The sequence below is a fragment of the Lentzea sp. NPDC005914 genome, assembly GCF_040629405.1.
Taxonomy (GTDB): domain Bacteria; phylum Actinomycetota; class Actinomycetes; order Mycobacteriales; family Pseudonocardiaceae; genus Lentzea.
Genome location: NZ_JBEXVQ010000004.1, coordinates 285,475 through 306,109 on the forward strand (window position 1 = coordinate 285,475; position 20,635 = coordinate 306,109).

Below are 20,635 nucleotides of genomic sequence, written 5' to 3' on the forward strand. Positions count from 1 at the left end.
TGCCGTCAACGCATCGGTTGACGAATACAACGTCAACGGATACGTTGACGAGTGTGAGCGAGCCGAACGAGTCGTTGAGCGCGTTGCGGATGATGCCGTGGGCGAGAGAAGCCGTCGAACAGGCCGAACGGGTCCTGATCGAGTCCGTCATGGACAGCGGCTGGACCTGGGAACAGCTGGGCGCGGACTACGGCGAACGCTCCAAGCAGGCCATGCAGCAGCACTACAAGCGGCGAGGCGGGCAGCGCACCTGGTCGAGGCGGACCGGCGCGGTCCGGCCGGACGTGGCGGCGGTCCGGGACGCGATCACCAGGCTGCTGTTGAACTTCCGCGCCACCGACGAGGCGCTGACCCGCACGATGCGCGACGCGTCGTGGAACGAGAAGGACCCGGTGCAGGAGGCGAAGCGGCGCCAGTCGTGGGTCCAGCGGCTCAACGACAGCCTGGACAGCCTGCACGACTTCGTGAACAACAGGGTCCAGGGCGAAGAGCAGGAGACCGCGATCGACAAGGTCCTCGAACGGATGCGGCGGCACCGCGCCGAGGTGGACGTGGCGATCGAGGAGCTGCACCGCCGCAGAACAGAGCTGAGCGGATCCGGCCTAGGATCCTCGAAGTGAGCGTGCGGAGCAGGAACAACGTCGTCGTCACCGGGTCCGGTCCGACCGTGCTCCTCGCCCACGGCTTCGGCTGCGACCAGAACCTGTGGAGCCGCGTCGTCCCGATGCTCGCCGAACGGTGCCAGGTCGTGCTGTTCGACCACACCGGGTGCGGACTGTCGGACAAGACCGAGTGGGACGCCGTCCGCTACAGCGAGCTCGACGGGTACGCCGACGACGTCCTGGCCATCTGCCGCGAGCTCGACCTGCGCGACGTCGTGCTGGTCGGGCACTCGGTCAGCGCCATGATCGCGGTGCTGGCGGCCAACAAGGAGCCGGAGCGGTTCGCGCGGCTGGTGTTGCTCACGCCGTCACCGCGTTACGTGGACGACGACGGCTACCGCGGCGGGTTCAGCCGGGACGACATCGACGAGCTGCTCGCCGCGCTGGAGTCCAACTACCTCGGCTGGTCCGCGGCGATGGCACCGGTCATCGCGGGCAACCCCGACCGGCCGGAGCTGGGCGAGGAGCTGCGCAACAGCTTCTGCCGCACGGATCCGGAGATCGCGCGGGTGTTCGCCAGGACCACGTTCCTGTCGGACAACCGGGACGACCTGCGGCGCGTGACCGTGCCGACGCTGGTGGTCCAGTGCAGGGTCGACGCCATCGCACCGCCCGAGGTCGGTCAGTTCACACACGAGCAGATCGACGGCAGCCGGCTCGTGACGCTGGACGCGATCGGGCACTGTCCGCAGCTCAGCGCGCCGGAGATCACCGCGGAGGCGATCCTGGAGTTCGTGGGCAGCCGATGAGGCCCGCACTCGAGGAGACCGCCGAGGACCTCTACGACAACGCCCCGTGCGGCTACGTGTCGACGTTGCTGGACGGCACGATCGCGAAGATCAACGCGACGCTGCTGGGCTGGCTCGGTTACTCCGCCCGCGATGTCGTCGGCAAGAAGCGTTTTCCCGACCTGCTCACGGTCGGCGGGCGCATCTACTACGACACGCACTTCGCGCCGTTGCTGCACATGCAGGGCGAACTCGGCGGGGTCGCGCTGGAGATGAAGGCCGCGGACGGCACGCGACTGCCGGTGTTGCTGACGTCGAAGGTCCGCGACGGGCTGCTCATCCGCACCACGGTGTTCGACGCCCGCGACCGGCGTGCGTACGAGGAGGAGCTGTTGCGGGCCCGGCAGCAGGCCGAACAGGAACGCGACAAGGCTCAGCGGCTGGCCCGGACGTTGCAGCAAACGCTGCTGCCGCCGGTGCTGCCCGACGTGCCCGGCGTGGAGGTGGCGGCCTACTACCACCCCGCGTCGCTCGACCTGGTCGGCGGCGACTTCTACGACCTGTTCCCGCTGCCCGGCACCAGGTGGGGATTCTTCCTCGGCGACGTGTCCGGCAAGGGCGCGGACGCGGCGGTGGTGACGTCGCTGGCGCGCTACACCCTGCGGTCGGCGGCGATCGACGACCAGGAGCCAGCCGGCGTGCTCCAGCACCTCAACGCCATGCTCAACCAGGCGCACCCACGGCTGTGCACCGTGATCTACGGCCGCATCCGGCCCGACAGCACCGGTGCGACCATCACGATGGCGACCGGCGGCCACACCCCGCCGTTGCTGATCCGCGCGTCCGGCGCCGCGGAGTTCGTGCGCATGCCGGGCGGGCAACTCGTCGGTGTGCTGCCGAACGCGCGTTTCACCACCACGACCGTCCATCTTGGACCGGGTGACACGCTGCTGTTCTACACCGACGGGCTGACCGAGGCGCGCGTCGACGCGGACACCCGTTACAGCGAGGAAGAGCTGCTGGACGACCTGAGCGGCCCGGCGACCGCGCGGTCCGTGATCGCCGCAGCGGCCGCGCTGCTCGCGGGCTTCGGTGACGGCGTCGAGGACGACACGGCGTTGTTGGCGTTGAGTGTTCAGCTGCCCGGCGCGACCAGCCCGGTCTCGTAGGCCAGCACGACGGCCTGGGCCCGGTCGCGCAGCTCCAGCTTGGCGAAGATCCGCGCCACGTGGGTCTTCACGGTCGCCTCGCTGAGCGTCAGGTCGTCGGCGATCTCCGCGTTGGAACGCCCCTGCCCGACCAGCGTCAGCACCTCCCGTTCCCTCGGGGTCAGCGCCGCGATGTCCCCGTGCACGACCGGGCCCCGCGCCACCGGGGAAGCGAACTGTTCGACCAGCCGGCGGGTGATCGACGGCGCCAGCAGAGCGTCACCCGTCTCGACGAGGCGCACGGCGGCCACGAGGTGCTCGGCCGTCACGTCCTTGAGGAGGAACCCGCTGGCACCGGCCGAGAGGGCGTCGTAGACGTAGCGGTCGAGGTCGAACGTCGTCAGCATCAGCACCCGGCAGCCGGGCGACTCGCGCACGATGCGGCGGGTGGCTTCGAGACCGTCCATGGTGGGCATGCGGATGTCCATCAGCACGACGTCCGGCTTCAGGTCGCGCACGGCCGTCACCGCCTCGGCGCCGTCCGCCGCCTCGCCCACGACGTCGATGCCGCCCGAGGTCAGGATCATGCGGAACCCGATGCGCACGTACGCCTGGTCGTCGGCGATCACCACCCGTGGCGCGGTCACAGCGGAATCCTCGCCCGGACGCGGAACCCGCCGCCGAGCCGCCGGCGCGCGTCGAGGTCGCCACCGAGCACGGCCACGCGCTGACGCAACCCGAGCAGCCCGCGGCCCTCGCCGTCCTTTGTGGACACCGGCTCGCCGGACAGCACGCTGGGACCGGTGTTGAGCACCTCGACGCGCAGGTAGTGGTCGGCGTAGCGCACCGTCACGTCCGCTTTGCCCCCGTCGCCGTGCTTGAGCGCGTTCGTCAGGGCTTCCTGGACGATCCGGTACGCCGTGAGGTCCACTCCGGACGGCAACGGGCGCGGCTCGCCCGAGATGCGGACCTCGACCGGCAGGCCCGCGAAGCACATCCGGTCGACCAGCGAGCTGAGTCTGCTCAGACCCGGTTGCGGCGACAGCAGGTCCTCGCCGTCGGCCGACGGCGCGAGCAGGCCGAGCATGTGCCGCAGTTCGGTCATCGTGTCGCGCCCGGCAGACTCCACGGCCAGCAACGCGCCGGCGGCGTCCGCGGCCTCGGTGGCGAGCACCCGGCGCGCGGCTCCGGCCTGCACCACCATGACGCTGACGTTGTGGCTGACGATGTCGTGCAGCTCCCTCGCGATCCGGGCGCGTTCGGCGTCCACGGCTCCACGCGCGGCGCTGTCCCGTTCGCGTTCGAGCAGCCAGCCGCGTTCCTCCATCGCACGGGTGTACGCGTGCTTCGCCATCGCCAGCCGCACCGCGAAGAACACGGCGACCAGGCAGGCTGCGACGGCCACGATCAGCTCCCACACACGATCACCCTCCCAGAGCGCGAGGTGTGCGCGCATCACACCCGGGATGCAGCCGCTACATCCCCAGGATGACCCCGTCCGGCAGGTTACCTCCCGGGACTGATGTCCGGCCCGGCGTCAGGCGAACAGGATGGCCGCCATGAACAACGACGTCGTCGTCGAAATAACGGACCTGCGCAAGGAGTACAGCGACTCGACCGCACTGGACGGGTTGTCGCTGACCGTGCGGGCAGGCGAAGCGGTCGCGGTGATGGGACCGTCCGGCAGCGGCAAGTCCACGCTGCTCAACATGATCGCGGGCCTCGACCGGCCGACCTCGGGCTCGGTCGTCGTGCAGGGCACGGACCTGGGGGCGCTGGACGAGACCGGCCTCGCCCTGTTCCGACGGCGGGGGATCGGCATGATCTTCCAGTTCTTCAACCTGCTCGACGACCTGTCAGCGCTGGACAACGTGGCGCTGGCCGCCCAGCTCACCGGTACCGCGGCGGGGCAGGCGCGTAAACGAGCGCTGGAGCTGTTCGGCGAGCTCGGCATCGAGAACCGCAAGGACATCTACCCGGCCCGGCTCAGCGGCGGCGAACGGCAGCGCGTTGCGGTCGCACGGGCGTTGATGAACCGGCCCGCGCTGCTGCTCGCCGACGAACCGACCGGCGCGCTCGACAGCAGGTCCGGCGAGCAGGTCATGGACCTTCTGCTCGACCTCAACCAGTTCGGCCAGACGTTGCTGCTGGTCACGCACGACGAACGGCTCGCGACCCGGTGTGCCAGCAGGGTGGTCGAGGTCGTCGACGGCCGGATCGCGCGCGAGCAGAGCCTGGAGCGCACCCCGTGAGCGCGGTCTGGACCGCGGCGTGGGCTGCGGTGCGGCGGCGGATGCTGCAGACGATTGTGATCGGCGTTGTCGTGTGCGCCTCCACCGCGACCATCGTCATGGCCCTGGGGCTGCTCGAATCCTCCGCGGCACCATTCGACAAGGCCTTCGCCACCCAGCGCGGCGCACACCTCGCCACGGCGTTCGACTCCGCCAGAACCACCGCGGACCAGGTGAAGCAGGCGGCGGGGCAGACCGAGTACGCGGGCCCGTTCGCACAGGCCACAGTGGACACATCGACCAGCCCGGTCTTCCTGGGCACGCTCACCGTGGCGGGCCGGCAGGATCCGGGCGGCCCGGTCGACCGCCTGACCGTCTGGCAGGGCCGCTGGGCCACCGCACCCGGCGAGATCGTCCTGAACCGCGCGCCGGGCGAAGAGGGCCCGAACGGCCACGGCCTGGAGATCACCGCCGCCGGACTGCCCAAGCTGACTGTTGTCGGGTTCGCGCACTCCGTCACCGGCTCTGCCGACGCGTGGGTGACTCCCGAGCAGGTCAAAGCGTTGCACCCGACCGCGTGGCAGATGCTCTACCGGTTCCCGGACGCCGGCACCGCGGCCAAGGTGGCCGAGGACCAGAAGACGGTCACCCAGGGCCTTCCCGAGGGCGCGGTGCTGGGCAGCCTGTCGCACCTCACGGTCAAGGACAAGGTCACGTCCGAGCTGGGCGTGTTCATCCCGTTCCTGATGATCTTCGGAATTCTCGGTCTCGTCGTGGCCGTGCTGATCGTCGCCAACGTCGTGAGCGGCGCGGTGGTCGCGGGCTTCCGGCACACCGGCATGCTCAAGGCACTCGGGTTCACACCGGGCCAGGTCATGGCGGTGTACCTGGTGATGGTCTCGATCCCGGCGGTCGCGGGCTGCGTGCTCGGGACGCTCGCGGGCAACTTCTTCGCCAAACCGATCGTGCAGGACGCGGTCCAGGGATTCGGTGTGACCGAGATGAGCTTCGCGCCGTGGGTGAACGCGGTGGCAATGCTGGGAATGCCCGCACTCGTGATCTCGGCCGCGTTCGTCCCGGCACTGCGAGCCCGCAGGCTTCCGGCCGCCAGGGCGATCAGCGCGGGCACCACCACGCACACCGGTCGCGCGCTGAGGATCCAGCGGTGGCTCACCGGAACGCCGTTGCCGCGCTCGGTCAGCCTCGGCCTCGGCGTGCCGTTCGCCCGCGTGGGCCGCAGCGCGCTCACCCTGGCGTCGGTCGTGCTGGGCGTCATGACCGTGACGCTCGCCGCGGGCGTGATGATGTCGGTGACGGGCTACAACAACGCGGTCCGCCCGTCCTACGCCGACCGCGTCGAGGTCCTGGCCGGACGGACACAAGGGCTTCCGCCCATGATGAACCCGGCAGTGAGCGAGCCGCCCAACGCGACGTTGAGCGACGCCGACGACGAGAAGATGTTGCGCTCGTTGCCCGGCACGGACGCGGTGCTGGCGATCTCCCAGCTGGAGACCGAGGTCGCGGGCGGCACCCAGAACGCCACGATCTTCTTCTACCGCGGCGACACCGGCGCGCTAGGCCCGCGCGTGCTGACCGGGCACTGGCCGGACGCACCCGGCCAGGTCGTCGTGCCGTCGAGGTTCCTCAACCAGCGCGGACTCGCCGTCGGCGACACGATCACCGTGCAGGCCAAGGAGAACCGGACGGCGCTGAAGATCGTCGGGGTCGTGCTCACCAACAACGACGACCAGATCTTCGCCGACTGGAGCGCCCTGAGCGTTCTCGCACCGGGGACCCGCGCGCACTCCTACCAGGCCAGGTTCACGAACAGCACGGACCGGGCGACCTACACGGCCGCGATCACGAAGGGAGACTCGGGCCTGCGCGTCATGCCACCGCGCGACGGCTCGTCGTCGACCGGCGTGATCATCGTCAGCGCCTCGATCACGCTGACGCTGGTCCTGGGGGCGGTGGCGGCGCTCGGCGTGTTCAACACGGTCGTCCTCAACGCCCGCGAGCGCCGCCGCGACCTCGGGATGCTCAAGTCGATCGGCATGACCCCGCGCCAGGTCACGGCGATGCTGGTGACCTCCATGGGCGCGCTGGGCGTGGTCGGCGGACTGGCCGGGGTGCCTCTCGGCGTGGCGGCACACCAGCTCGTCGTGCCCGCCATGGCGCACGCGGGCCAGGCCGACGCCGTCGACGTCCTCATGGAGGTCTACCACGCGCCCGCGCTCGCCCTGCTGGCTCTCGCGGGAGTCGTGATCGCCGTGCTCGGCGCGCTCGTGCCGGCCAGGGGAGCCGCACGCCTGTCGATCGCCACCGTGCTGCACAACGAATGAGGGGGAAGCATGTTCAGGCTGATCGCTTTATGCCTCACGCTTTTGCTCACCGGTCCTGCCGTGAGCCACGCCGGAGCCGGCGTCACGATCCGGCGGACGTCCTACGGAATCCCGCACATCCGCGCGGCCGACTACCAGGGTTTGGGGCTGGGCCTCGGTTTCGCGTTCGCCGAGGACAACGTCTGCATGATGGCGGACATCGTCGTGACGACGTCGGCGCAGCGCTCGCGGTGGTTCGGGCCGGACGCGCCCGCGGAGTCCGGTGACAGGAACCTCGTCAGCGATCTCTACCACCAGCGGCTCAACCAGTCAGGCGTGATCGAACGCGCGGTGCCGCAACAGTCGCGGCAAGCCCGTGACCTCGTGCGCGGTTATGCCACGGGCTTCAACCGCTACCTGGCGAAGACCGGTGTGGCCCACCTGCCCGACGATCGGTGCCGGGGCGCGGGCTGGGTGCGGCCGATCACCGAGATCGACGTGTGGCGGCGCGTCCACCAGGTCGCGGGTCTCACCGGCGGCGAAGGACTGCAGGAACCCGTTGCGTCCGCTCAACCTTCCGGCTCTCCTGCGCCGACTCAGCTCGTGCGGCGGCCTGAACAACGACCGGGCAGCAACGGCATCGCGCTCGGCCGCGAGGCGTCCACGGGCAGCGGAATCGTTCTCGGCAACCCGCACTTCTACTGGGCCGACGACTGGCGCTTCTACCAGCACCAGCTCACGATTCCCGGCGAATTGAACGTGAGCGGCGCGGGCCTGTACGGGATTCCGCTGGTCAACATCGGCCACAACGACCGGCTCGGCTGGACCCACACCGCGTCCGAGGCGCAGACCGTCACGCTCACCAAGCTCACCCTCGTGCCCGGCGACCCCACCAGTTATGTCGTCGACGGCAAGACGCACCGGATGATCGCCGAGAACGTCACCGTGTCCGATGGCACCAAGCCGGTGACCAGGACGCTGTACCGGACGCCGGACGGCCCGGTGATCGCCGACCCCGGTGCGCTGCAATGGACTGACACGACGGCGTACGTGCTGCGCGACGCCAACTCCGGCAACCTCGCGGTCGTCGACCAGTGGCTCGCCATCGCCCGCGCCCGCAGCGTTCCGGACCTGCAGAAGGCACTTGTCCGATATCAGGCGCTGCCGTGGGTGAACACACTCGCCTCCGACTCGACCGGCACCGCCTACTACGCCGACATCCAGGTCATCCCGCACGTCACCGACGACCAGCGCGCCCGGTGCGGCACCGGTCCGGACATCGGTTTCGTGATCCTCGACGGCAGCCGTTCGTCGTGCGGCTGGGGGTCCGATCCCGACGCGGTGCGGCCGGGCGTGCTCGGCCCTCGCTGGTTGCCGAGGCTCGTTCGCGACGACCACGTGAGCAACATGAACGACAGTCCGTGGCTGACGAACCCGGCCGCCCCGCTGACCGGGTACCCCTCGATCGTCGGTGACTCCGGCGGCGAACGGTCACCGCGCACCCGCCTCGGCCTCGACATGATCACCGATCGCACCTTCACCCTGTCCACTGTGGAATCGGCGATGTTCGGCAACCGGAACCTGAGCGCGGAACAGGGCCTGAAGGCCGTTGTCGCGCTGTGCCAGGCTAATCCGACGCTGAACGGGGTGGACGTCCGTGCGGCTTGCGCGACGTTGGCGAAGTGGAGCGGAACCGGCGACATCGGCGAGCAGAGCAGGGGAGCGTTCTTCTGGCGGACCTTCATCGGCCTGACCCAGCGACCCGGTGTCAACCGGTGGCTGGTGCCGTACGACCCGGCGGATCCCGTCCACACCCCGCGCGGCCTCAACACCGCGGACCCCGGTATCGGGCGAGCTTTTGCCGACGCGGTAACGGCTTTCGCCAACGCGGGTGTGCCGGTCGACGTGAAGCTCGACGACGTCCAGCACTACGAGGGCATCCCGATCCACGGCTGTCGCGGCCCGGAAGGCTGCTTCAACGTCGTCTCGGTGCCCGGTGTGCCCCGGCCGCTGGACCAGATTCCCGACATCCCGCACGGAACCAGCTTCGTGATGGCCGTGGAACTGACGGCGAGCGGGCCGCGCATGAGCTCGTTGATGGTGTACGGCCAGTCGGCCAACCACGCTTCGCCGCACCACCACGACCAGGCGTACCTGTACGTGGAGAAGAAGTGGGTCAGCGGGCGGTTCTCCGAACAGGAGGTCGCCCGCGATCCCAACCTGACAGTTCGTTACGTGAGCTAGTGCGGGTCGGAGGCGTTGAGCGCGGCGACAACCTGGTCGTAGTCGCCGCGTGCTTCGCCGTAGCGCAGGAACTTCACGCGCTCGACCTGGATCTCCTTGGCGTCGGGCTGCGTCTCGATGATGTTCATGACCTCGGCGACGTACTCGTCGAGCGGCATGGCGTGGTCGTTCTCGGCGTGGCCCGGCAGGAGGTCCGTCTGCACCGCCGGCGGCTCCAGCTCGACGATCCGCACGGACGTGCCGGCCAGTTGGAGCCTGAGTGACTCGCTGAGCATGTGGATCGCGGCCTTGGAGGCGTTGTAGCTCGGAGTCACCTTCAGCGGCGCGAAGGCCAGGCCGGACGAGACGGTCATGATCGTGGCGTCCGGCCGGGTCTGGAGGTGCTCGACGAACGCGGCGATCAGGCGGATCGGGCCCAGCACGTTGGTCGTCACGACACTCTCGGCGGACTCGAGGAACTTCGACGGGTCGCGCCAGTCCTCGACCCGCATGACGCCCGCCATGGTGACCAGCACGTTCAGCGCCGGGAAGCGGGCGAGGACGTCCTTGGCCGCGGCCTGGACGCTGTCGGCGTCGGTGGTGTCGATCCGGACGGTCTCCAGGCCGTCGACCGCGATCTTCTCGAGCAGCTCGGTGCGGCGGCCGCCGACGATGACGGTGTTGCCGCGCTCCCGCAGCGCGTGGGCGAGCGCCAGGCCGATGCCGCTCGTGCCGCCGGGGATGAAGATGGTGTTTCCGCTGATGTCCATGCACTGAGCTTCGGGCAGCTTGATCGGCGGCGGCAGAGAGCGCTTGTCGGGGGATCGGCGATCCCTGGTTAGTTCGGGGAAGCCCTCCATACTGGGCTTATGGATCGTGTAGAACTCGCGGCCTTCCTGCGCCGTCGCCGGGAAGAGCTCAGGCCTGAGGACGTCGGCCTGCCCGCGGGTGCGCGCAGGCGTGCGGCAGGACTGAGGCGCGAAGAGGTCGCATCGCTCGCGGCGATGTCCACGGACTACTACACGCGCCTGGAGCAGCAACGCGGCCCACAGCCGAGCGAGCAGATGCTGGCGTCGCTGGCCCGCGCGCTGAGGCTGAACGACGACGAGCGCGACTACCTGTTCCTGGTCGCCGGCCGCAACGCCCCGTCGCCCCGGATGACCGGCACGCACGTCGCACCGGCGCTGCAACGGGTGCTGGACCGGCTGAGCGACACACCCGCGCTGATCCTGTCGAACCTCGGCGAGATCCTCGTGCAGAACCGGTTCGCCGAGGCGTTGTACGGCGACTCGTCCCGGTTCACAGGCCTCGCCCGCAGCGGGATCTACCGGTGGTTCTCCGACCCGGACGAGCGCCTGATCTACCCCGAGCACGACCGCGACCGGCAGAGCCGCGCACAGGTCGCGAACCTGCGCGCCGCCTACGCCGCGATGGGCCCGAGCTCACGAGCCGGCGAGCTGGTTCGCGTGCTGCAGAAGGAAAGCGCCGAGTTCGCTTCGATCTGGGAGCGGCACGAGGTCGCGAAACGCTTCGAGGACCACAAGGTGCTCGTCCACCCGCAGCTCGGCGAGATCGAGGTCGACTGCCAGGCGTTGTTCACCGAGGACCAGTCGCAGATGCTGCTGGTGCTCACCGCGCCGCCGCGCACCGAGGCGTTCGACAAGATCCAGCTGCTCGGCGTGCTGGGCACGGAGAAGTTCGTGGGTTGAGTGGTGGGGCTGGAAGCGGCGAGGTTTGTGGGTTGAGTTGCGGGGCTGTGCGGGCGCGCACCGGGACGTTGGGCAAGGTCGAGCTGCTCGGCCTGCTGGGGGAGGTTCGCGGGTTGGGCGGCGGGCCATGTGGGCGCGCATCGGGGCGTTCGACGGGATCGGGTTGCTTGGCGCGCTGGGTGCGGAGAAGTCTGTGGCTGAGTCGCGGGGCCGGAGAGGCTTGCGCGCTGAGCGGCGGAGCACTGTGGGCGGGTATCGGGGCGTTCGGCGGATCCGGCTGCTCGGCCTGCTGGGGTGCGGAGGGGTTCGCGGGCTGAGTCGCGTGGCCCGTGTCGCCGCCCATCGGGGCGTCCGGCCTTTCGGCGTGCAGGGGACCGGGAAGTTCTTCAGCTGAGGCGCAGGATCGTCTCCTCGATCTCCTCCTTCCGGGCGTTCGCGTAGCCGGTGTCGGTGCCGACCTTCTCGAAGCCCGCCTTGGTCAGCACCCGCATCGAGCCCGCGTTGTCGCTGGCACAGCGGCCGTAGATCGGCCGGACCGTGACTTCCTCCAGCAGCAACGCCAGCGCCCGCCCCGCCACGCCCTGGCCCCACACCGAGCGGTCGATCCAGTACGTGACCTCGGTGTCGCCTTCCATCACGAAGGCGGCGATGGTGCCCACGACGCGGCCGTCGCCGACGATCACGCGGTTGGTGACGTCGGTACGTGCCCGCACCTTGCGCCAGTGCGCGTCGAACGCCTCGCGGTCGTCGGGGTCTGCCGCGGTGAAGGCGGCCATTCGCACCGACTCCGGGTCGCGCATGAACTCGAACACCGTGTCCAGGTCGCTGTCCTCGATCGGACGCAGCGTCACCTCGCGCATCAACGAGCCAGCCTTTCCGCCAACCACCCCAGTGAGAGCGGGTAACGGTAGTCGATGCCGCCGTGGCCCGCGTCGAAAAGCTCGAAGTGCACGCGCTCGTCAGGAAGTCCGGCCTGGGCGATCTCCTTCCGGAACGCCTCGGCGCCCAGATCGAGGAAGTACTCGTCGCTGCGGCCCGCGTCGATCCACACCGCTCGCAGCGACCGGATCGCCTCGGTGTGCTGGGGGACCATCCGCACCGGGTCCCAGTCGAGCCAGCGTTGCCACACGTCCGGCAGCAGCACCCCGGTCACGGGGTCGAACGGCAGCTCCGGCGTGCCGTCCTCTTGAGCTGAAAAGCAGGCCGCGACACCTAGAGTGCCGATCAGGTCCATGTCCTCCGGCCTGGTGAAGGCGGTGCGGCCCTGGAAATCCGACCACCACTGGAAGATGTCGTGGTCGTAGCCGCGCAGAGCCCGCACGGCCTTGCCGAAGTCAGGGACGTAGCAGAGCTCGTAGAGCGCGTCGCCCGCGTGCGTGGCCAGCGCGCCGAACAGGTCGGGGCGCAGCATCGGGGTGATCATCGCGCCGAACCCGCCGGACGACTTGCCAGCGATCGCCCGTGACTCGCGGTCCGGGATCGTGCGGTAGTGCTCGTCCACCCACGGCACGATCTCGTCGCACAGGTAGGAGTGGTAGCGGCCGGTGCCGGGGGAGTCGACGAACTGCGAGCCGCCGTACGTGGTCCACGCGTCGACGTAGACGACGATGCAGCCTGGTGCGCCGCCTGCGAACACCGCGTCAGCCGTCTCCACGAACGGTTGGCGGAACGGCATCCGGTTGGCCCACATGCCCAGATGGCCCGTGTATCCCTGAATGACGTACACGGCCGGATAGCGCTCATCACTCTCGTCGTAGCCCGGCGGCACGTACACCCACAACGGCCGCTCGTGCGGATCGCCAAGGACGTTGCCGCGCAGCAGCGAGGACACGACGGTGTGCCGGTCGAGCCGGCCTGCGAGTTCGCCTTCCCAGGGGAGCATGATCCCAGTCAACCACAGTGGACCCGGCGGTCCAGAAAATCTAGAATGGCCGGGTGGCACTCACGGCGAAGGGGCGCGCGACCCGGCAGCGCATCATCGAGGGCGCGGCGGCGTACCTGCGCAGCGACGACCCGGCGGGCGTGACACTGGACGACATCCGCGCGATCACCGGCACGAGCAAGGGTCAGATCTTCCACTACTTCCCGGACGGCAAGGAGGAGCTCTTCCTCGCCGTCGCGCGGTTCGAGGCCGATCGCGTGCTCGACGACCAGCAGCCGCACCTCGGCGCGCTGACCTCGTGGGCCGCCTGGGACCGCTGGCGTGACTCGGTGATCGCGCGGTATCACGCGCAGGGCCGCAACTGCCCTCTCGGCGCGCTCATGAGCCAGGTCGGCAGCACGCCGGGAGCGGCGGAGGTGGTCAGTTCGCTGCTCAACCGCTGGCAGTTCCACGTGCGGGAAGGAATCGAGGAGATGCAGGAGGCCGGGCTGGTGCGGCCGGGCGTGGACGCCGGCCGGGTGGCGGCGGCGTTCATCGCGGGCATCCAGGGCGGGGTCCAGGTGCTCCGGTCGACCGGGAGCATCGACCACCTGGAGGCTGCCCTGGACACCCTCATCGACCATCTCCGCAGCTGACACGTTTGGACTTGCCGGTCCAAAAATGCGTGCCTAACTTCGAGGGCATGGCACAACGACTGCAGGGCAGGACCGCCCTCATCACCGGTTCCACCAGCAACATCGGCCGTGCGATCGCCGTCGCGCTCGCGGCGGAAGGCGCGCACGTCGTCGTCTCCGGCCGTGACGAGGTCCGTGGCGCGGCCGTCGTCGACCAGATTCTCAACGACGGGGGACAGGCCCACTTCGTGCAGGCCGACCTCGACGGCACCGCCGCGGCGAGTCACCAGCTCGCGGCCGAGGTGGCAGCGGTGCTCGGCCGCGTCGACATCCTCGTGAACAACGCCGGCATCTACCCGCCGTCCACGACCGCGACGACCGACGAGCGGACGTTCGACCGCGTGTACGGGGTCAACGTGAAGGCGCCGTTCTTCCTCACCCAGGCGCTCGTCCCGGAGATGATCAGCGCGGGCGGCGGTGTCGTGATCAACTTAGGCTCGTGGATCGCCAGGCTCGCCGTCCCGGTCAGCTCCCCGTACAGCTCGAGCAAGGGTGCGATGGAGACGCTGACCCGCGCGTGGGCGGCGGAGTTCGGGCCGAGCGGCGTGCGGGTCAACGCGATCTCGCCCGGCGTCATCGTGTCGCCCGACTGGGACAGCACGACCGACCACCCCGGCGAGGTGATGATGCGGGGCACCCCGGCGGGGCGTTCCGGGCATCCGGGCGCGATCGCCGCCGCCGCCGTCTACCTGGCCTCGGACGACGCGCAGTTCGTGCACGGCACCGTGCTCGATGTCGACGGCGGCCGGACCGGGGTGGCCGTGATCGCAGTGTGACCTGACTCACTTGTTGGCCCGGTTTCTGTGACCTGAGGTGAGACTGCCCGGTCTCCCATCGCGTACGGAATTCGTCGGCGACAGTGAGGGTGTTGGACGTGACGGAGTGGCTGGGCCATTTGGACGAGGAGCAGGTGATCGCCGCAAGCGCCGGTGATCGTGCGGCGCTCGACGCGGTCGTCGAGTCCTCTCTACCTCTGGTCTACAACATCGTCGGAAGAGCCCTGTCCACCGACGCCGACGTCGACGACGTCGTGCAGGACACGATGTTCCGGGTCATCCGGGGCATCGACGCGCTGCGGGAGCCGGAGCGGTTCCGGTCGTGGCTGGTCGCGGTGACGATCAACCAGATCCGCGAGCACTACCGCCGCCGGGACCTGGCTCCGGCGCCGCTGGAGGAGTACGACCGCGCGGATCCGGGCGCCGAGTTCGTCGAGGTGGCGTTGTCGCGTCTGCACTTCGCCCAGCAACGGCGCGAGGTCGACGAGGCCGCGCGCTGGCTGGACCCGGCCGACCGCGAGCTGCTCGCGTTGTGGACGCTGGAGCGCGTCGGGCAGCTGACCCGCGCCGAGGTGACCGACGCGCTCGACCTCGGCGCCCACGCCGTGACCGTGCGGCTCAGCCGGTTGAAGGGCCGCCTCGAGACCGTCCGGCACCTGGTTCGGGCGTTGTCGGCCGAGCCGCGGTGTCCCGGGCTGGTCCAGGCGGCGCAGGGCTGGTCAGGGCAGCCGACCCCGTTGTGGCGCAAGCGGCTCCTGCGGCACGTCGACGAGTGCTCGCGGTGCAGTCGCGGTGTGGACGACGCGATGCCCGTCGAACGGATCCTGACCGGTGCCGCGCTGCTCACCGTGCCCGCCAGCTACCTGCCGCGGCTGATGGAGAACCTCGCCGACCCCGCGCTGGAACCAGTCGCGCACACCACCGATCTCAGCGACTTCGCACCCGACGCCGCCCACCTCGCCGAAGCCTCCGGCCCGTTCTCCCGGCTCGCGGGTTTCGCCTCGGGCAAACCGGTTCTCGCGATCACGGGTGCGGCGGCCGTGTGCGCGCTGGCCGGCGTGGTGGGAACCATGGCGTTGTTCCCGTCCGATCCTCCCACCGCCATTGCGATCCCGAACACGCCGCCACCCACCGTGGTCACCACGTCGGTTGCGGAGACCTCGGTTTCGTCGAGCAGCAGCGCACCAACGTCCACAACCACCACGACCACTACTACGACGACGACCACGACGACCCAGGCGCCGGAGCCTGTGCGCGTGGCCACGCCGGAGGAACGCGTCCTCGCGCTGATCAACCAGACCAGGGCGGCGGCGGGCCTGCCCGCGCTGACGGTCGATCCGGCGCTGGTCGCGGCCGCCGACCGGCACACCAGGGCGATGACGAGCAACGGCTGCGGGCTCTCGCACCAGTGCGACGGGGAGAGCGGACTGGGAGAGCGGGCCTCGGACGCGGACGTCAAGTGGAGCACCGTCGGCGAGAACGTCGGCATGGGCGGACCGGTGAAGGACGCAGTCGACCCGATCTCCAAGATGGCGCTCAACCTGACGCAGGGCATGATCGACGAGAAGCCGCCGAACGACGGTCACCGCAAGAACATTCTCAGCAAGTCCTTCACGCGCATCGGGATCGTCGTGGTCCGCGACGCCAAGGGAACCGTGTGGATGACCCACGACTTCGCGGGTTGACCGACTCAGGGCTGGAAAAGGTCATCCTCTGGTCGTAGGCGGGAACGCGACCGCAGTCGGACGCGTGACGATCTGTCCGGAAAGCACTGTCTCTTCCGTGCAGATGCCGTCGACCCTCGCCCGCCGCTGGTCCGCACCCGTCACCACCCGCACCCCGGAGCTGTTGCGCTGGACGGGTCTCGGTGGCGCGGTGCTGCTCACCGCGGGGGCGTGGGCGACGAGAGCGGTGCCGTTCGCGCTCGCTGCGGCGATCGCGGGCGCCGGACTCGTCGTGCTGGCGTGGGGACTGCTCGGCCGTTCGAGCCCGGACGTCGTGTGGTTGCGGCGGACGCTGGCCTGGTGGTGTGCGCCGCTGCTGGTCGCTCCGCCGCTGTTCAGCGGCGACGTCTTCAGCTACCTCGCCCAGGGTGAGGTAGCGGCACGCGGTCTCGATCCGAACGTCGTGAGCCCGGCCGTCGGTGCGAGCGCGGAGGCCGTCTCGCGGGTCGGGGTCTACTGGCGTGAGACCCCTTCGCCGTACGGGCCGCTGTTCAGCACGGTCGAACGGACGATCACCCAGGTCACCGGCGGCGATCCCGTCGTGGGCATCGTGTTGTACCGGCTGGTCGCGGTGCTGGGCCTGCTCCTCGTCGTGTGGGCGGTACCGAGGCTCGCCACGATCGCCGGCACCTCCGCGCGCAACGCGATGTGGCTGGGCGTGCTGAACCCGTTGGTGCTGTGGCACCTCGTCGGCGGTATGCACAACGACGCGTTGATGCTCGGCCTCATGCTGTCCGGCACTGTCGTCGCGTTGCACGCACTGCCGGAGCTCCGCTGGTGGCAGTTCACGGCCGGTGTCGTGCTCATCGGGCTCGGCGCGCAGGTCAAGCTGCCCGCACTGGTCGCGCTCGCCGTGGTCGGAACCGCGCTGGCCCGCCGGCTGGGCGGCGGCTGGATCCGGTTCGCCGCAGCCGGTCTGAGCATGGTCGCGGCCGCTGCCGTGGTGTCGGTCGTGACATCGGCCGGAGGGTCTGGATTCGGCTGGGTGCAGGCGCTCGGGACGCCGTCGAAGGTCAACTCCTGGATGGCGCCGACGAACTGGCCGGGCTATCTGGCGGGTGCGGTGTCCGGGCCGGAAAGCGGTCAGGCGATGATTTCCTCGGCACGGATCGCGGGGCTCGTGCTGATCCTGTGCGGGATCGTGGTGGTGCTTCGGCGCCAGCTGCGGGGCGGGATCTCCGAGGTGACGGCGCTGGGGATGATGATGAGCCTGATCGTGGTGCTGGGGCCGGTGATCCAGCCGTGGTACCTGCTGTGGGCCGTGCTGCCGCTGGCCGCCTGCCTGCCGGAGGGTCCGTGGCGCACGAGGGTGGCCGCGCTGGCCGGCGTGTTCGCCCTGCTGGTGCCGCCGCTCGCGGGCAACTTCGCGGGCCGCGTGCCCGAGCTCGTGCTGGCCTATGCGCTCGGTGTCGCCCTGGTGGGTTGCTCCTACCTCGTCCTGCGCCGGGTGCCCGTTGCGCAGAACTGACCTCGCCCGCTACGGCGCGGCCGCCCTGGCCGGTGGCGCGCTGGCGTTGAGCTTCCCGCCCCGCACGCTCTGGTGGCTCGCGGTCCCGGCGTTCCTCGTGCTGTGGCTCGCGCTGCGCGGCGCGGGTACCCGTGGCGCGGCCGGTCTGGGCTTCGTGTTCGGGCTGGCGTTCTTCCTGCCGCACCTGCTGTGGATCCAGCACTTCCTGGGCAACGACTTCGGCCCGTCACCGTGGCTCGTGCTCTCCGCGCTCATGGCTCTGTTCGTGTGCGGTGCCTGCGCTCTGATGCCGCTCGTGTCCCGGCTGCCCGCGCCGCCGGTGTGGGCGGCGCTGCTGTTCGTGCTGCAGGAGACCGCGCGCGGCCTGGTGCCGTTCAACGGCTTCCCCTGGGGCCGCATCGCGTTCGGCCAGGTCGACGGCCCGTTCGGGCAGCTCGCGGTGGTCGGCGGCGCCCCGCTCGTGACGTTCGCGGTGGTCGTGACGGGCTTCGGCCTGGGCCACTGGTTGCCTCGCGTGCGGGCCGCCTGGGCTGTGCTGCCGTTCGCCGCGGCGCTCGCCGTCAGCCCGTTGGTGGAGGTCGGCGCGCAGAACGGCCAGCGCACCATCGCGGTCGTCCAGGGCGACGCCCCGGACATCGGTCTCGGCCTGCTCGACGCCCAGGACACGTTGCGCGCCAACCACTTGCGCAAGACCGCCGAGCTGGCGACGAAGATCCACAGCGGCTCGCTGCCCAAACCGGACCTCGTGGTGTGGCCGGAAAGCGCCACCAGGACCCGCGACCGCGACCCGGTGATCGACCGCGCCGTCGACTCGCTGGGCGTGCCGGTGCTGGTCAGCGCCCTGCGTGACGGCCAGAACGCCGTCATCGCCTGGCAGCCCGGCACCGGCCCCGGCGAGTCGTACGCCAAGCAGGAGCTCGTCCCGTTCGCCGAACACATCCCGCTGCGCCCGCTGGCCCGCCTCTTCACCCCGTTCGCGGACGCACCGGACCTCAAGCCCGGCACCGAGCCCGGCGTGATGACCGTCGCCGGCATCCGTGTCGGCCTCGGCATCTGCTACGAGGTCGCCTACGACTACGTGCTGCGCGAGAGCACGGCCGCGGGCGCCCAGGTCCTCGTCGTGCCCACCAACAACGCCTGGTACGGCCGCGGCGAGATGACCTACCAGCAGCTCGCCATGGCCCGCCTGCGCGCGATCGAACACGGCCGCGCCGTCGTGGTCGCGGCGATCAGCGGCGTGAGCGCCGTGGTCCGGCCGGACGGCAGCGTTGTGCAGTCCACCGGCATGTTCACCGACGCCCTGATGGTCGACTCCGTGCCGTTGCGGACGGACATCACATTCGCGACGAGGTTCGGCGCAGCGATCCACGTGCTGCTCACCGCGGGCGCGTTCGGTGCGTGTCTGGTGGGGTTGTGGTCGCGGCGCCGCACCTCAGTCGCTGCCGAGCAGAGCTGACCCCAGCACCGACTGAGGTTCGGCGGCGATATCCACGTGCTGCTCACCGCGGGGGCGTTCGGTGCGTGCCTGGTCGCGGCGCCGCACCTCAGTCGCTGCCGAGCAGAGCTGACCCCAGCACCGTCCGCTGGTGCAACACCGACACCCCCTGCCTCTCCGTCGTCAGCAACCCGGCTTCCCGCAGCACTGTCGTGTGGCGGCTGACCGCGGACGGCGAGGCCCCCAGCCGTTCCGCCAGTTCGGTGGTCGTGGCCCCGGCTCCCACCGCGGCCAGCACCGCCGACCGCGTGGACCCGAGCAACGCGGCCAGAGCACTCTGCTCCCGGCGTCCACTCGCGAGCTGCCGCTGCCACGTCCAGTCGTGATGCACCGGATAGACGACGGTCGGCGGCAACCCGGGATCCGCGAACGCGACGGGCGTCCGGCGGCAGAAGTACGACGGCACCAGCCGCAGCCCGCGCCCGTTCAGGTGCAGGTCGCGGTCGTAGGCGTACTGCACCTCCAGCACCGGCGGCCGCCAGTTCATCAGCGGCCACATCCCGTGCAGCACCCCCTCGGCCGAGCTCGCACCGGTCCGATGCAGACGGTCGGTCTCGACCGCCTCCTCGATCAGCGCGGTGTACGGCTCGATCACCGCGGCGTGGTACCGGGCCAGTGCCGAGGTCAGGTCCGCGAGCGCGCCGTCGCAGCCCTCCGCCAGCGGACGTGTCCACGACGGAGTCGGGTTCACGCCCGCGAGCAGCTTCAGCTCGTCGCGCAGCCGGTCACGCGGTGTCGCTCGGATGGCCTCCAGGGCCGCACCGAGACCGTCCGCACCTTCCGGCGGCGTCAGAAAATCCGGGAAGTACGGCCCGAGCGGTGAGAGCACCGCGAGCAGCCGCACACCCGAACGGATCACCTGTCTGTCGCCGTCGCGGCGCACCGAGCGCAGCCACGGCCCCAACAGGACACCGCTGTCCTCTTCGGTCAGCCTCAACCGGCTGAACACCATCTCCCAGAGCGGATCGACCCTTTCCGCTATCTGCGTACGCGCCAGATCACCAGTGGAAAAATGGATGCGCAACACAGCAACCTCCCCAGGCCCAGGTCACCGTGAAGAACATTACCCGCGATCAGCCGCAGGGGCCGCTGCTCCACTGGTGCGACCTCACCTGGTAAGTGCCCGCGAGGTCGCCCTTCTGCCCCTGCCGGGCGCAGCCCATGCGGTTGGTGTAGCCGGCGTTGCGGTAGAACACGACTCCTGTCACCGAGGACGTGCCGCGGTTGTAGACGGACCTGATCTCCGTGGTCGTCGACCACCTGCACTGGACGGAACCGGCTGTCCAGTCCGGGTCCGCCACGTCCCACATGCAGCGGCCGCCCGTGCCGCCGAAGCCGTTCCAGAAGCAGACGTTGCCGGTGTTGCACTCCCAGGCGGTCAGCGGCTGACCGGTCTCGGTGTCGTAGGCCGCGGTCACCGCCGCGGTTCGCGCGACCGGAGCCGCGACCCCGACGACCACGAGCAAAGCGACGGGAAGAGTTGTCAGGAATACACGTCGAACGAACTTCAAGGATTCATCCCACCCCGATGAAACGAGTTCGGCCGACCTCACTTTAGGCAGAGGGAGGAAGCCAGGAAAAGCTGTTGCTCCGA

The 20,635-nt window shown here is 70.0% G+C and carries 19 protein-coding genes; 12 read left to right on the forward strand and 7 right to left on the reverse strand.

Annotated elements, in window-relative coordinates:
• The first annotated feature begins 53 nt into the window (after positions 1 to 53).
• The 3 genes from ABZ345_RS08490 to ABZ345_RS08500 are packed head-to-tail and all read left to right on the forward strand — an operon-like array spanning position 54 to position 2,559.
• Positions 54 to 620: a hypothetical protein gene (locus ABZ345_RS08490; protein WP_359844343.1), complete on the forward strand. Its 567-nt coding sequence runs from the start codon at positions 54 to 56 to the stop codon at positions 618 to 620.
• Positions 617 to 1,411 (forward strand): alpha/beta hydrolase, encoded by a 795-nt coding sequence (locus tag ABZ345_RS08495; RefSeq protein WP_359844345.1) that lies wholly within the window; start codon positions 617 to 619, stop codon positions 1,409 to 1,411. Before ABZ345_RS08490 ends, ABZ345_RS08495 begins: the two co-directional genes overlap by 4 nt.
• Positions 1,408 to 2,559, forward strand: coding sequence for a SpoIIE family protein phosphatase (locus tag ABZ345_RS08500; protein ID WP_359844346.1), 1,152 nt, complete (start codon positions 1,408 to 1,410; stop codon positions 2,557 to 2,559). The genes ABZ345_RS08495 and ABZ345_RS08500 overlap by 4 nt, the downstream gene beginning before the upstream one ends.
• On the opposite strand, the gene ABZ345_RS08505 is transcribed toward ABZ345_RS08500, so the two are convergent.
• Positions 2,526 to 3,185, reverse strand: coding sequence for a response regulator transcription factor (locus ABZ345_RS08505; protein WP_359844348.1), 660 nt, complete (start codon positions 3,183 to 3,185; stop codon positions 2,526 to 2,528). The genes ABZ345_RS08500 and ABZ345_RS08505 overlap by 34 nt on opposite strands.
• The gene (locus tag ABZ345_RS08510) at positions 3,182 to 3,994 is read right to left on the reverse strand and encodes a histidine kinase (RefSeq protein ID WP_359844350.1); all 813 of its coding nucleotides are present in this window, start codon (positions 3,992 to 3,994) and stop codon (positions 3,182 to 3,184) included. Before ABZ345_RS08510 ends, ABZ345_RS08505 begins: the two co-directional genes overlap by 4 nt.
• Before the next feature lie 103 nt (positions 3,995 to 4,097).
• On the opposite strand from ABZ345_RS08510, the gene ABZ345_RS08515 reads away from it, so the two are divergent.
• From ABZ345_RS08515 to ABZ345_RS08525, 3 genes are read left to right on the forward strand one after another with little or no spacing between them, the layout of a single operon-like run.
• Entirely contained in the window at positions 4,098 to 4,790 is a 693-nt protein-coding gene (locus ABZ345_RS08515; protein ID WP_359844352.1) for an ABC transporter ATP-binding protein, read from the forward strand.
• Positions 4,787 to 7,111 carry an ABC transporter permease gene (locus tag ABZ345_RS08520; RefSeq protein ID WP_359844354.1) on the forward strand — a complete coding sequence of 775 codons (2,325 nt, stop codon included), beginning with the start codon at positions 4,787 to 4,789 and terminating at the stop codon, positions 7,109 to 7,111. Before ABZ345_RS08515 ends, ABZ345_RS08520 begins: the two co-directional genes overlap by 4 nt.
• A 9-nt stretch (positions 7,112 to 7,120) precedes the next feature.
• On the forward strand, positions 7,121 to 9,334 hold the full coding sequence (locus ABZ345_RS08525; RefSeq protein ID WP_359844356.1) for a penicillin acylase family protein: 2,214 nt from the start codon (positions 7,121 to 7,123) through the stop codon (positions 9,332 to 9,334).
• Here the strand turns inward: ABZ345_RS08525 and ABZ345_RS08530 are convergent.
• Positions 9,331 to 10,083, reverse strand: coding sequence for an SDR family NAD(P)-dependent oxidoreductase (locus tag ABZ345_RS08530; RefSeq protein WP_359844358.1), 753 nt, complete (start codon positions 10,081 to 10,083; stop codon positions 9,331 to 9,333). The genes ABZ345_RS08525 and ABZ345_RS08530 overlap by 4 nt on opposite strands.
• 99 nt (positions 10,084 to 10,182) lie before the next feature.
• Here ABZ345_RS08530 and ABZ345_RS08535 point away from each other — a divergent pair, with 99 nt between their 5' ends.
• Positions 10,183 to 11,022: a helix-turn-helix transcriptional regulator gene (locus tag ABZ345_RS08535; RefSeq protein WP_359844360.1), complete on the forward strand. Its 840-nt coding sequence runs from the start codon at positions 10,183 to 10,185 to the stop codon at positions 11,020 to 11,022.
• A 386-nt stretch (positions 11,023 to 11,408) separates the two neighbouring features.
• Here ABZ345_RS08535 and ABZ345_RS08540 read toward each other — a convergent pair whose 3' ends face one another.
• Positions 11,409 to 11,882, reverse strand: coding sequence for a GNAT family N-acetyltransferase (locus ABZ345_RS08540; RefSeq protein WP_359844362.1), 474 nt, complete (start codon positions 11,880 to 11,882; stop codon positions 11,409 to 11,411).
• The gene (locus ABZ345_RS08545) at positions 11,882 to 12,904 is read right to left on the reverse strand and encodes an alpha/beta hydrolase-fold protein (RefSeq protein ID WP_359844364.1); all 1,023 of its coding nucleotides are present in this window, start codon (positions 12,902 to 12,904) and stop codon (positions 11,882 to 11,884) included. Before ABZ345_RS08545 ends, ABZ345_RS08540 begins: the two co-directional genes overlap by 1 nt.
• A 53-nt stretch (positions 12,905 to 12,957) precedes the next feature.
• Between ABZ345_RS08545 and ABZ345_RS08550 the strand changes: the two genes are divergently transcribed.
• The 5 genes from ABZ345_RS08550 (at position 12,958) to lnt (ending at position 19,002) form a co-directional block, all read left to right on the forward strand.
• Entirely contained in the window at positions 12,958 to 13,539 is a 582-nt protein-coding gene (locus ABZ345_RS08550) for a TetR/AcrR family transcriptional regulator (RefSeq protein ID WP_359844366.1), read from the forward strand.
• Between the two features lie 47 nt (positions 13,540 to 13,586).
• Positions 13,587 to 14,354, forward strand: a complete 768-nt coding sequence (locus tag ABZ345_RS08555; protein WP_359844368.1) for an SDR family oxidoreductase — start codon at positions 13,587 to 13,589, stop codon at positions 14,352 to 14,354.
• Between the two features lie 98 nt (positions 14,355 to 14,452).
• Positions 14,453 to 16,039 (forward strand): sigma-70 family RNA polymerase sigma factor, encoded by a 1,587-nt coding sequence (locus ABZ345_RS08560; RefSeq protein WP_359844370.1) that lies wholly within the window; start codon positions 14,453 to 14,455, stop codon positions 16,037 to 16,039.
• Between the two features lie 103 nt (positions 16,040 to 16,142).
• Positions 16,143 to 17,546, forward strand: coding sequence for a polyprenol phosphomannose-dependent alpha 1,6 mannosyltransferase MptB (gene mptB / locus ABZ345_RS08565; protein WP_359844476.1), 1,404 nt, complete (start codon positions 16,143 to 16,145; stop codon positions 17,544 to 17,546).
• On the forward strand, positions 17,533 to 19,002 hold the full coding sequence (lnt, locus tag ABZ345_RS08570) for an apolipoprotein N-acyltransferase (protein ID WP_359844372.1): 1,470 nt from the start codon (positions 17,533 to 17,535) through the stop codon (positions 19,000 to 19,002). The genes mptB and lnt overlap by 14 nt, the downstream gene beginning before the upstream one ends.
• Before the next feature lie 88 nt (positions 19,003 to 19,090).
• Here the strand turns inward: lnt and ABZ345_RS08575 are convergent, their stop codons facing one another.
• Together ABZ345_RS08575 and ABZ345_RS08580 are read right to left on the reverse strand one after the other, a co-directional pair.
• Positions 19,091 to 20,068, reverse strand: coding sequence for a helix-turn-helix domain-containing protein (locus ABZ345_RS08575; RefSeq protein ID WP_359844373.1), 978 nt, complete (start codon positions 20,066 to 20,068; stop codon positions 19,091 to 19,093).
• Positions 20,069 to 20,114: 46 nt separating this feature from the next.
• Positions 20,115 to 20,552 carry a peptidase inhibitor family I36 protein gene (locus tag ABZ345_RS08580; RefSeq protein WP_359844375.1) on the reverse strand — a complete coding sequence of 146 codons (438 nt, stop codon included), beginning with the start codon at positions 20,550 to 20,552 and terminating at the stop codon, positions 20,115 to 20,117.
• Between the last annotated feature and the right edge of the window lie 83 nt (positions 20,553 to 20,635).

Coding starts and splice junctions, on each gene's coding strand:
- ABZ345_RS08545 (WP_359844364.1), bottom strand. CDS start 12,904: ATGCTCCCCTGGGAAGGCGAACTCGCAGGCCGGCTCGACCGGCACACC.
- ABZ345_RS08555 (WP_359844368.1), top strand. CDS start 13,587: ATGGCACAACGACTGCAGGGCAGGACCGCCCTCATCACCGGTTCCACC.
- mptB (WP_359844476.1), top strand. CDS start 16,143: ATGCCGTCGACCCTCGCCCGCCGCTGGTCCGCACCCGTCACCACCCGC.
- ABZ345_RS08500 (WP_359844346.1), top strand. CDS start 1,408: ATGAGGCCCGCACTCGAGGAGACCGCCGAGGACCTCTACGACAACGCC.
- ABZ345_RS08540 (WP_359844362.1), bottom strand. CDS start 11,882: ATGCGCGAGGTGACGCTGCGTCCGATCGAGGACAGCGACCTGGACACG.
- ABZ345_RS08535 (WP_359844360.1), top strand. CDS start 10,183: ATGGATCGTGTAGAACTCGCGGCCTTCCTGCGCCGTCGCCGGGAAGAG.
- ABZ345_RS08530 (WP_359844358.1), bottom strand. CDS start 10,083: ATGGACATCAGCGGAAACACCATCTTCATCCCCGGCGGCACGAGCGGC.
- ABZ345_RS08525 (WP_359844356.1), top strand. CDS start 7,121: ATGTTCAGGCTGATCGCTTTATGCCTCACGCTTTTGCTCACCGGTCCT.
- ABZ345_RS08515 (WP_359844352.1), top strand. CDS start 4,098: ATGAACAACGACGTCGTCGTCGAAATAACGGACCTGCGCAAGGAGTAC.
- ABZ345_RS08510 (WP_359844350.1), bottom strand. CDS start 3,994: ATGCGCGCACACCTCGCGCTCTGGGAGGGTGATCGTGTGTGGGAGCTG.